Source organism: Saccharopolyspora griseoalba, from assembly GCF_042665275.1.
GTDB lineage: Bacteria > Actinomycetota > Actinomycetes > Mycobacteriales > Pseudonocardiaceae > Saccharopolyspora > Saccharopolyspora griseoalba.
In genome coordinates this window covers 1-10,555 of record NZ_JBHTCJ010000026.1, presented here as the reverse complement: position 1 = coordinate 10,555, position 10,555 = coordinate 1, and the positions used below count along the sequence as shown (strand labels likewise).

At 64.1% G+C, this 10,555-nt stretch carries 13 protein-coding genes and 1 pseudogene; 9 read left to right on the top strand and 5 right to left on the bottom strand.

Annotation, left to right across the window (positions count from 1 at the left end):
* Window positions 1-262: pseudogene (locus tag ACFQRI_RS26900) on the bottom strand (phosphotransferase); the annotation flags it as partial.
* Entirely contained in the window at window positions 246-509 is a 264-nt protein-coding gene (locus tag ACFQRI_RS26895) for a hypothetical protein (RefSeq protein WP_380673433.1), read from the bottom strand. The gene ACFQRI_RS26895 and the pseudogene ACFQRI_RS26900, both read right to left, overlap by 17 nt.
* 279 nt (window positions 510-788) lie before the next feature.
* Here ACFQRI_RS26895 and ACFQRI_RS26890 point away from each other — a divergent pair, with 279 nt between their 5' ends.
* Window positions 789-2,183, top strand: a complete 1,395-nt coding sequence (locus ACFQRI_RS26890) for a DUF1173 family protein (RefSeq protein ID WP_380673431.1) — start codon at window positions 789-791, stop codon at window positions 2,181-2,183.
* Between the two features lie 216 nt (window positions 2,184-2,399).
* Here ACFQRI_RS26890 and ACFQRI_RS26885 read toward each other — a convergent pair whose 3' ends face one another.
* Both ACFQRI_RS26885 and ACFQRI_RS26880 read right to left on the bottom strand, forming a co-directional pair.
* Window positions 2,400-2,684 (bottom strand): hypothetical protein, encoded by a 285-nt coding sequence (locus ACFQRI_RS26885; protein WP_380673429.1) that lies wholly within the window; start codon window positions 2,682-2,684, stop codon window positions 2,400-2,402.
* A 252-nt stretch (window positions 2,685-2,936) separates the two neighbouring features.
* On the bottom strand, window positions 2,937-3,947 hold the full coding sequence (locus ACFQRI_RS26880; protein WP_380673427.1) for a hypothetical protein: 1,011 nt from the start codon (window positions 3,945-3,947) through the stop codon (window positions 2,937-2,939).
* Window positions 3,948-4,404: 457 nt separating this feature from the next.
* On the opposite strand from ACFQRI_RS26880, the gene ACFQRI_RS26875 reads away from it, so the two are divergent.
* Complete coding sequence (locus tag ACFQRI_RS26875) at window positions 4,405-4,926, top strand: hypothetical protein (RefSeq protein ID WP_380673425.1); 522 nt, start codon at window positions 4,405-4,407, stop codon at window positions 4,924-4,926.
* Window positions 4,927-4,998: 72 nt separating this feature from the next.
* On the opposite strand, the gene ACFQRI_RS26870 is transcribed toward ACFQRI_RS26875, so the two are convergent.
* On the bottom strand, window positions 4,999-5,928 hold the full coding sequence (locus tag ACFQRI_RS26870; RefSeq protein ID WP_380673423.1) for an FtsK/SpoIIIE domain-containing protein: 930 nt from the start codon (window positions 5,926-5,928) through the stop codon (window positions 4,999-5,001).
* Window positions 5,929-6,205: 277 nt separating this feature from the next.
* Here ACFQRI_RS26870 and ACFQRI_RS26865 point away from each other — a divergent pair, with 277 nt between their 5' ends.
* From ACFQRI_RS26865 to ACFQRI_RS26835, 7 genes are all read left to right on the top strand, one after another.
* Window positions 6,206-6,685: a DUF3145 family protein gene (locus tag ACFQRI_RS26865; RefSeq protein ID WP_380673421.1), complete on the top strand. Its 480-nt coding sequence runs from the start codon at window positions 6,206-6,208 to the stop codon at window positions 6,683-6,685.
* 60 nt (window positions 6,686-6,745) lie between these two features.
* The gene (locus tag ACFQRI_RS26860; protein ID WP_380673419.1) at window positions 6,746-7,516 is read left to right on the top strand and encodes a zinc finger Ran-binding domain-containing protein; all 771 of its coding nucleotides are present in this window, start codon (window positions 6,746-6,748) and stop codon (window positions 7,514-7,516) included.
* A gap of 129 nt (window positions 7,517-7,645) precedes the next feature.
* On the top strand, window positions 7,646-8,263 hold the full coding sequence (locus ACFQRI_RS26855; RefSeq protein WP_380673417.1) for a hypothetical protein: 618 nt from the start codon (window positions 7,646-7,648) through the stop codon (window positions 8,261-8,263).
* Window positions 8,264-8,370: 107 nt separating this feature from the next.
* Window positions 8,371-8,658, top strand: coding sequence for a hypothetical protein (locus ACFQRI_RS26850; RefSeq protein ID WP_380673415.1), 288 nt, complete (start codon window positions 8,371-8,373; stop codon window positions 8,656-8,658).
* 121 nt (window positions 8,659-8,779) lie between these two features.
* Window positions 8,780-9,232 carry a hypothetical protein gene (locus ACFQRI_RS26845; protein WP_380673413.1) on the top strand — a complete coding sequence of 151 codons (453 nt, stop codon included), beginning with the start codon at window positions 8,780-8,782 and terminating at the stop codon, window positions 9,230-9,232.
* 85 nt (window positions 9,233-9,317) lie between these two features.
* Window positions 9,318-9,569 (top strand): hypothetical protein, encoded by a 252-nt coding sequence (locus tag ACFQRI_RS26840; RefSeq protein WP_380673411.1) that lies wholly within the window; start codon window positions 9,318-9,320, stop codon window positions 9,567-9,569.
* A 129-nt stretch (window positions 9,570-9,698) separates the two neighbouring features.
* Window positions 9,699-10,169 carry a DUF6927 domain-containing protein gene (locus ACFQRI_RS26835; protein ID WP_380673409.1) on the top strand — a complete coding sequence of 157 codons (471 nt, stop codon included), beginning with the start codon at window positions 9,699-9,701 and terminating at the stop codon, window positions 10,167-10,169.
* The last annotated feature ends 386 nt before the right edge of the window (window positions 10,170-10,555 follow it).

The window sequence follows — 10,555 nt, the reverse complement described above, 5'->3', positions numbered from 1 at the left end:
CGACCACCAGCACTCGGTGGGAGTCGGCGTGCACCAGCCGCGGTACCCGTACCGGTGGTGGATGCTCGGAGAACGCCTTGCAGGTGCGGATCTCGTGGGCGAATCTCGCAGCCCAGAAGTCCTCGTCACCCCGCAGGGCCTTGACGATGACCGGCAGGTCGCCGTGGTGGCCGGTGGCCAGCATTTTCTTGCTGGTGCGCAGGACCTCATCGACGGTGACGTCGCCGAGGTCGAGCGCGGTGAGCTCAGGCGGCCTGCTCATGGGCGTGTCCTTTCACGACCTCGGTGATTTCCTCGAGCGGCACGGCGACGTCACCGGTGCGCCAGGTGTGCGCCACGGTCTGCAGGAAATGCAGGTAGTAGTGCGGGTTCAACGCCTGCCCGCGGGCCAGACGGCCGAGGACCTGCCAGTACATGATGCCGCTGTAGAGGCGGAAGACGGCCGATCGTTCGGTGGTGGCAGGCCAGCGTGACCAGATCCGCCGAACCAGATCGCTGAAGTCGGCCATCGCCCAGCTCCGTTGGCGACCGCGCTGATCATGCTGTCGGTCTGCGGGACCGGGTGGTAGACCACGGTCGGGGCCTGCACCCGCGCGAAGCGGTAGTCGTGCTCGCGGGTCAGGCGCAACCAGAAGTCCCAGTCTTCGATCGCTGGGTGGTTCGAACTGATGTTTTAATGCCTGTCGGATGGCGTGGGGGAAGCGCGACCATCCAACTCGCGGCGGGCCCCGGCATGAACCCGGAAACCGGGGCCCGCCGTTTCGTGCGCGGCCTCGCCACGGGCCCCGGTGGCTGAGCGAAACAGCGTGCAGCGCTGCCCTGCACACCAGCCGCGCATCTTTCTGCCGCAGATCGCCGACGGTCGTGCGCCGAGACCGACAGAATCGATGGAGGACGTCGCCGCCTGCCGAAGGGGACCGCCGATGGACCCACAGCCCGACCCCGACCGACCGAATACCAGCCCAACGGCAGGGCAGGGGCAGGTACGGCTGGCCGACCGGACCGTGTCCGTTAGTGATCTCAAGCAGCACCCCGACCGCTACACCGGGCTGTTCGGCCGTGCGCGCAGCGAGGTGGGGCACGCGGTGTGCCTGTGCCGATCCGACCAGGAGATTCGGTTGGTGATCCGCTGCCGCTCGGGGCGCTACCACCTCGCCCTCTGGCCCGCCGGAGGACATCAGCACGACCCAGGCTGCTCCTGGTACCGCAGCCCGTCGTCGATGTCGGGTCGTAGCACCTACGAGGCGGCGATCCGCACCACCGACGACGGCACAACCATCCGACTCGCGGCCCCGCTGACCCTCCAGGGGATCTCGACCGCACCACCTGCCACCCCCACAGCAGCCACACCCGGATCCGAGCAGTCCGTGCCGACCACCCGGCGTTCAATGGGACTGCTCGCGCTGCTGCACTACCTGTGGGAATCGGCGCAGCTCAACGTCTGGCATCCCCACCACGGGCATCGCCGCTGGCACACATGCCAGGCCCTGCTCGCCGAACAAGCTCGGGACTGCCGGGTCAACCGCACGCGGTTAACCGACACACTCTGGATCGTGCCACCGTTCAAAAGCGATCACGCCGAGCGCATCAACGCTGCGTGGGAGCGCTTCCTCAACCGGCTGACCATCCGGGGACATACTCGACACCGAGGGTTGGTGCTCGGCGAGATCCGCAACATCAGCCCGACCGACTACGGCGTGCGAATGAGCGTGGCCCACCAGCGCGCGCCCCTGTACGCCTCCACGCAGCTGATGGACCAGGCACGACAGTCCTACCCGGCTGTGTTCAGCGAGCGCGCCGGCGAGGCCGGCCGACGCCAGGTGGTGCTGTGCCTGGTCGAGCGCGCCCGTCGCGGCTACCCAGTGATCAAAGAAATAGCGGCAATGCTGACCACGCACTCCTACATCCCGGTCGAATCCAGTCATGAAGCCCGCATGGCAGATGCCCTGGCCACCGCAGGCCGCGCGTTCGTCAAGCCGCTGCACTATGCCGGGGAAGACCAGGTGTTTCCCGACTTCGTCCTCATCGACGGCGACACGGAAACCTTCGTGGAGGTATGGGGCGTACAAGGCCGTGCCGACTATGAGGCACGTAAGCGCGCTAAACAGGACATTTACCGCGCCACCGGCAGGACGCTGCTCGAATGGGACGTGCGCGACCCCTTACCCGGCCTGGCCCGCTGAGCAGGGCACGCCAGTGTAAGCAGCGGATTCGGGCTAATCTGACCCCTCTGGCAGGAAATCCTGGTATGGTCCAGATGTTCCAGACAGCTGGCCACCACACCGCCAGCCGACACATTCTTCGTCAGGAACTCAGAGGCCCCCTTCTTGCACAAGAAGGGGGCTTCTTTTTGGCCACACCGATTGACGCGCACGCGCAGGATGCTGCGCGTCGGAGGATCATGCCTCCCAGGGAGTGCCGGCGAGGCGCATTCCCGTAAAAACCAGTGCGGCCATGGTCGGCTCCAGCACGAATACATAGCGCGCGCGGGTGACCTGCCCGGCGATGTAGTGGAGCACGCCGCCGACAGCACTCATGAGTCCACCCAGGAGCGCGAACGGCGACAGCGTGATCAGCAGTACTGCTGCGGACATCACCACGCCAAGGCCCGGCAGCAGGTAGATACCGGTGTGCTTGATGCGCAGGTGCTGCCGCCGGTCCACGGCCGCCTGCCGCTGCTGCATGCCTCGCCCTCCTCCGAGCCCACGTCGACCAGGACTGGATCGCCTCTGAGCTAGAAAAGTGGCGCGACATCTATCCTGACGTGGGTGTGCTGTTCACGCCCACCGGGCAGGACGCTAACGCTGACGTGCTGACGCAATACACCACCTGACCGACACGCTCGACCACACCCAGCCGGGGTCGATCCACTGCGCCGGGCAACCGAGGCGCCGGTATCTGCTGCGCGGTGGTGCATCAGCCTCGCGCGAGGCCGGTCAAGCCGCTGCATCCGGTACCGACTGCGATTCGGTGGTGCAGGCCAGCGACACTGCCTGCCGGAGTGCACGCTCGGCACCCTCGGTGTCACGCCTGCCGAGGCCGCACGCGTGTGAGATGGCAACGCTCCGGCGCAGCGTCGCCTCCACCATGCGCAGCACCGACTGCTGCTCGGCCAGATCTTGGCGTTCATGCGCGAACCCCGCGATGATGTCCACCTCGGCGGGAAACGCCTCAGCGAGCTTGGCCATTGGCTGATAGAACCCAGGATCAACGCTCGGAGGATGCTCACCGGCAGCCATCGGCAGATGCACGTACTCCAGAGCCCGCCCCGCAGGCCACACCTGTGTCAGCGCCCGACTAGCGGCGACCAGCGGCGCAGCATCGCGCAGACGCTGCGCGGGGGTGTGGTTGAGGTCCCCCAGGCAGAAATGCAGCCCGAACCTCGTTCCGGCCGGGGCTGCTGACACCAGCGACCGCACGCCCGACAGAACGATCCGAGCGGCCTTGGTCTGGAGCCAGGACGGGGCATTGGCGACGGCCATGAGCACCGAGGGCACCTCGATCTGGAACACCACATCCCGGCCTGCCCACTGGCTGATCAGGTGCATTTCGCGTACCAGGGCGGAACGGAACGCTGCGCGCTGCCGCAATGCCTGCGCTGGGCCGAAGGTGAACATCGCCAAGTCCAGGTCACCAGGGATGCCGACCTGGAACGACACATCAGCGAGGCCGTGCTGCTCGCGCACGCGCTGGAAAACCTCGTAGCTCGTGCGGGCCTGCTCGTCGATGCCCAGGTCGATCGACCCCCCACGGAGTCGCTGACCAGGCTTCATGCGAAACACAGGACGTGACTGATAGCTCGACCAGTCGCCGTCGGTGACCAGCTGCACGTCGCCACGGTCACGGAAACGCTCCACGATGTGCACGATGAAGTTGCTGCGCTCGCCAACCTCGCCATCAGGCAGCGATCGCAGAAGCGACGTTGCTGTGGTGGCCATCGTGGACATGGCGGCGTCCGCCGACTCCGCCGGGTAACTACCTACGCAATGCACTGATCTGGTCGCCATGGCGCGGAGGATTACACCAAGCCCGGATTTCGGGCAGGAGATTTCGGTGCCCGGCCCGCGGGGACTGGCGTGCGCCTTCCCAGCGACGATGCAGCACACCTAAGTTCAGCAACAGGGCGGGGTGCTGACCACTCCCGTACCTGAACAAACACGGTGGCGGACCCGATCAGCCGTCACCGCGAAATGCCAAGCACAAGAGCACGCGTCTTTGCTCGCGGGCGGCATCTGAGAAAGCCGAGCGCCGACGAGCTACACCACCACGCACTCCCGTTGCAGGCGTCAGTACTGCTGGGAAGTCGCTCGTGCAGACGACTGCCAGATGACGCGGACCTCGGTGTCAGAGGGCGTGAATACCGTTGCGAGAAAACAGCAAACCAACAAATGAGGGAGGGTTGGCATGAGCATCGAAAGCACCACGATGGGCGACCTGGACCAAGAACTGGCGGACCTGAAGGTTGGCGAGCACATCACCGCTACCGGGATGGACACCCGGGGATGGGAGGTCACTCGGGTCGGCTACCTGCTCGCCGAGCCGAAGCAGGCCACATACAACAAGCAGCCGGTCTGGCGACTGTTCGTCGGGCCGAAGGGGCTTTCCCCGGAGGAGAAGAGCTGCTGGGTGACCCTGGTGCCCGGCAAGGAGTACAAGGTGGCCCGTATCGAAGAACCCGACCCGAACCAGTGGCACACCAGCTCGCTGGGCTCCATTCCAGGCGTCAGGGCCGCAAGCTATACCCCGACGATCCGTTTCGGCGGCAAGGCAGCTGCTCGGTCGACCAGCCCTGAGCAGGACGTGCTGGCTACGGTCCACCACGTTGACGGCGGCAAGTACGAGATTCGGAGCGAGGAGGGCGACGAGCTGCTCGCGGGAGCAACCCTCGGGGGCACCAAGATCTGGTGGAGGTACGTGCTGAACTGACCCCCACGCCGCTCCGACCCGGCCCGCCACGCCACACAGGCCGGGTCGGAGCGAACCCCTATCCGCCGCGTCCTACCCGGCGAGCACGGGGTGATCGGCGATGAACCCCGATGCATAGCCGCTGGGCGCCTGCGGAGCGTCCTGGTGAAGATGGGGGAGGGTCCAGATCCGAATCGGCTCGGGACTATGCGGACCGGCGAGGCTCGCCAGGCCCCACCCCGGCTCGTGCACCACCTGCTCAGGTGCGGCCGTCAGATCCCACAAGCGCAGCAGCGTCGCAGGGCTGAGCCGCCCGAGCGCGACCCGCGCAGCGAACTGATCCAACAGTTCTCCGGGGAGCACCTCAGGATCAAGTCGGTGGTTGGACAGCGCGACATGAACCCGCACGAACCGGCCGAGCCCAAGGATCGTCCGCAACTGGTCGAATGCGCGCCGCACAGTTTCAGCGTCGCGCAGCGCCGAGACCGCTATCGACCAGGCATCAACGAGCAAGACCAGCGGCGTGAGCTCGCTCGGCGACGTCGAAGGGTCTGCCTCGGAGGACCGGGAGGACTCCAAAGCCTCGTAGCGGGCGTGCAGTTCGGTGTGCACGACCTCCAGCGCAGAGGCAAACCCCGCTGCGTCGCGCCCGATAAAACGCACTCCCGGCCAGCCTTCGAGGTCGTTCAGACCCACCAAGCCCCCAGCGTGCATCGCAACGACATCGCAGTGCTGGGATGTGGCACTCACTGCGATCGAACGCAGCGCGGTCGACAACCCAGACCCGGTGCTGCCCGTGACGAGCAGGTGCGGGGTCGTCGTGGTCGTACTGATGTCCCACCCGCACATGACCGGCTCGCTCTGGCCGTCGGCCGACGGCGGCGTATCACCGAACGGCAGCACCCCTGGCGCCACCGTGCTCGCTTCGCCGGCGACAAGAGGGGACTGGCGTGGCGTATGCCGCCACGCTTCGGTCGATGCGGCACGGTTCCGATCCTGCCGGGATTGAGCGGGAAGTTGCATGGTTGTTCTCCAATCGCACGAACCGTCAGGGAGCGCTGACATGCAGTTTTGGGGAGCGTAGCAACGGGGCGCAGGTGATTTTGCCGATCTCGATGAGCCAAACCGCCCCAAGCTGCGATCCGTTGCGAAATCAAAGGGACTGGCGCGCGCCTTCCGTAGCGGGGTGGAGATCAGTAACGTCAGTGCCGTCCGGATGGGAATTGACCGTCACATCGCAACAAGCACCTCGTCGCCTGTTGCTGTTGCTGAAATGTGTATGTTTTGAGGAGAAGTGAAAATGGATCGGACGTACGGGTCTGCGGTGATCCATGCTTGCCCGCCGGGACGTGCGGGAGTGATCGCAAGAATTCTTCTTGAGGATTTCCGCTTGACTGTTGATCCGGTGCAGGGCGATGAGCTGCCCGATGGCGACGATCGCTGGGTCGTGCGCGTCGGCGAATGCTACTACGCCTCGGAGTGGTCAGTAGGGACAGCGGAGGAGTTAGCGAACGAATTGGTTCAGGCGGCCCCTGATGCCACGTTTACGGTCCACGAGGATCCAGCATACGAGTTTCTTGGCGAGATGTTCTCCTATGTTCCAGTGATGGGAATCTTTAATTCAGACTGTGATCAGTTCGGAGAGCCGCATTTCAGCCTGAGCGCCCTCCTCGCACTCGATCGCGAGAGTGCGGAGGTGAGGCGCCGCAAGCTCGGTGTGCCATGGCGTGAGGCGATTGCGGCTTTGCCACCGTGCACGGTGTTTGAGCCGAGTTGGTGAGGTTGTCCGGTGTCCGGCCGGGGCCTCAGGTCTCGGCCGCTAACTACAAGGAAGGGGTAGATGACGGTGTTGGACGAGGTGTTGGCAGCGGCGACCGACGTAGAGGACGAGTTTATTCGGTCGGCTGCCCGCCGCGCGGGGGTGTTGTGGTCATGCGAGCGCTGTTCGTTCGACAATCTCGCCCACGACATGAAGTGCGATGGCTGCCAAGGAGCGAAGCCACACAGTCCCGCAGTTCACCAGAGCGGGAGTGACGTTGCACTGGAAGTCGACTTCCCCGCGATGGGGCACATGGTGGCCGTGTCCGGGCGAGCGGTGTTCTGGCTCGCTGACCGCCACGCGAGCTTGGACGGTACCGATGTCGCGCTGACGGGCACCGGGAGGCGCCTGCTTGAGGCACCGCTGCGCGGCGACGGGATCGTTCGGTTCGACTCGCTGATCGAGCACGACCTGGCAGAGGGGAAGCCTAGTGCGGGCACTACTGCCGCCGACGCGGTGAACGTGCTGTGTGATCCAGCCGCGATCGAGCGGGTGCTCTACCCGCCCTATATTGCCGATCCGACTCAGCGGCCTATTGACCCGTCGTTGCAGCCGCCGGACGCGCTGCGCGAGAACGATCCGCTGCTGATCGACATGCCAATGGGGTCGGCGTACTGGCTGTATGGGCTTGACCTTGTGGCTGCGCCGTTGACGACCGAGAACACGATTGCGTGGGGTGATGCGGCGATTGTGGACATCGCCTCCGTCGTGGCCGAGTTCCCTCGCCTCCCCGAGATCCGGAACCGTCTGCTGGGCGAAATGCACGGCACTTCTGAGTCTATCCAGGGATAGGTTGTGTGGGGACTGGCGTACGCCTTCCGTATTTGGGTGTAGATCATTAATGTGTGTATTCGTCGGATGGGAATTGACCAGCCCAACCGACATCGCCAAGCACTAAGAAGAGCGACACGGAGCCTCACCTTGACTCTGACTGCAACAGGACTGTTGCGCCCATACCGGATCTGGCGCACTGCGGATCACAACCCGGCCCCGGTCTATTTCAAGACTGAGGTGGCTCGCGACAATAAGGCTCGGGAGTACGCCGAGCGTGACCAATCCACGGTTTTCTGTCAGAAGTGGGTGGCAGACGGACGTGAGCTGGGATATGGCTGGCACACCGATGACTTCGTTGTTCCAGGCTGGTGGGTCTACGTGACCCGCGAACTCGTCGGCCGCGGGTGGGTCGAAGTCTCCCCAGCGACGCCGGACCGCGACGAAGCAGACGAGTGGACCGCGGCCTATCGTCGCTCCTATCCAGCGAGCGTTGTGAAAACCGGGTGGCGCGACCCGATCCCAGGTGAGCTCGGCATCACGATCGTGCGCATCGACAACACCTACGTCGACGGTGTGGACATCACCACTCGCGCCGCGCTGAAGACGCCGGGCGAGGACGAAGACCTCGATGAGTGGCACGACGAAACCGCGTACCTGGCGACGGGAACGGGACGGGCAAGCCGCATCGAGGCCCTCTACGGCATCACCGTCGAAAGCTCGGACCGCCCCGACCTCATCGGCAAGTACTTCGAGTCTTTCGGCTGAGGTGGCTGCCCGAGCGGTGGGGACCAGGCGACATTTCGACCGGCCTCTACCGCTCGGGCGTCACTGCCACCCCGACCAGAAGCCCATCGTCAGAGGAGCGTAACGACATGCAGGAGTCAGAACAGGCGCTGCCCAGGCTTGAAGACGCGCTGGCCAAGGCAGAGTTCGTGCCGGCTAACCCGCAGGGCGCAGAGACAAAGCCAGCGCTGCTGGTCGGTAGCGTGCTTGTTCTCGTGGGGTTCGAGCACGACGACGAAGGAAAGCTCCACATGGCTGTCTCAATCGACATTGACGAGTCGCCCGACAGTCCCGTTGACGATCTCCTGGTGACTGCTGAAGGAACCGTCCCACTCATCGTCGAGTGCAATGGAAAGCCACTCGTGAAATTGCCCTAGACCCACGGTCCTACGTGGGGACTGGCGTAAGCCTTCCATGTGGGGATCGCCCACCGTAGTTTAGGAAGTGTCGGGCCTGACCAGCCCGACTGACATGCCAAGCACTAGAGAGGGATAACCAATGACGAACGCTGGCGATCGCGCAACTGCGCAGTACGCTCTCGCGCTCGCGGTGTACGACCAGGCAAACGCCCGCTATTCCGAGCTCTGCGAGCACGAAGAGTCAGATGGGCCCGCGCCCTCCGACATGGCGGATGCGGTAGATGAGCGCCTCAATGCAGCGGAGGAGGCACTCGGGTACGCGAGCACGCTGATCGACGAGTTGGCCGGGCAGGCTGTGCACGTCGAGTGCATTTACGCCAAGATTCAGCGCCTTTTCTGGTGCTTGGATTATCCCCAGTTCGCGGAATTTGACGATGACGACCCTGCCGCGTGGGCCAAGCAGGTAATCCAGCTGCGGGAACAGTTCACTCGACTTGAGCAGCTGGTCAGGCAAGGCTTCCTTCCGAGTTCCTGGCGTTCCGGCGGTGCGCTCCTGGAAGAGGGGACGAACAGCGGACCGGCATTGACGTGAGCATTCGACTATCCATCGAGATCTACGCCAAGACCGATATCGCCCGCTACGCCCCGCGCTACCTGCGCGAGAACCTGGAGAAGTGATGGACGACCAGCAGGCCTTCACCGTAGAGCAAATCAGAGACGCCTACAACCTTGCAGCCGATGAGATCGACGAGGTCGAAATCGATAATGAACAATACCAAGACCGTTCGAATTTTTTGTTAGCCGCAGGACTGTACTACCTCACTGGTGAAGCGGACACCCTGGCTGACGTCGTGGAATTGAACTGGCCCGACGACGCGCATCTAGAGGGCAACACGCTCATCTGGCAACCCGCGAATCAAGTGGAGTGAGAACATGGGTGCAACTGGTTGTGCTCGTGAACCGGGGATCAACGACCGGGACTTCTTCGAAGCAGGAGTTCAGTGAGTTCCGAACGGGAAAGCGGTCAATCGTCGCGTGCTCGACCAAGAAGAGCTCAGGTGGCGAGTACGACAGCGTTTTCTACTCTGCTGTCCGCGACATCGACGGCAAAGGTCTGGGCGCTGATCGTGCTAATGAGCAAGCAGCGTGGCTGGATCACCTACAAGGACATGTGCGAGACAGTAGGGCCGTACGAGGCACAGGCCCCGGCGAAGGTGCTCAACGCGCTTTCACCGACCGACAACGAACACGCGTTGGAGTGGCGGCGCCAGTGCCGCGCCAACCTCGACCGTGAGCGCGAGGTACGCGCCCGCAAGCAGACCATCAGGGAGGGCACCGTTATCGAGGTGGCTCCGGCGCTGACGATGCCGAGTGGGGACAAAGCCGCCCGGTTCCGCTGCATCGTCCGTGACAAGAGTTTGTTCCGGTGGGTTGCACTCACGTCGGTAGGCGAACTCGGCCCCGTGCGGCTTCCCGGTGGGTGGGTGACTGATCTCGATTGGAAAATCGTCGACAAATCGAACAAGTAGCAGCAGCGCTCGATTTGGGGTGTGAGGGTTGGGGGTGCGCGCGGAGCGTGTGCCCCCAATCTGGTTTATGGGTTGTGGTGTGGGGGTGGGGGAGTGGTGGTGTAGTGGGGTGTTCACCAATCGGTAGGTGGTGGGTGTGTGGTTTGGGGGTTCTGATGTGGACGGTGTGTGAATGGTGTTGCGGAGCAACAGGTATCCACCATGTGATTTGATCGGTACGGTGAAAGTGTTGCGGAGCAACAACTTTCGCGAGCACTGGTGAGTGTGGACGGTCCAAACAGGACGCACGATCAGACGAGAACCGTTGCGGAGCAACGGATCTCGGCACCCGCACCCCCGCCCGGCGCGCGCGGAGCGCCGCGCCTAGTTCCTGCGGAGCAGGACAG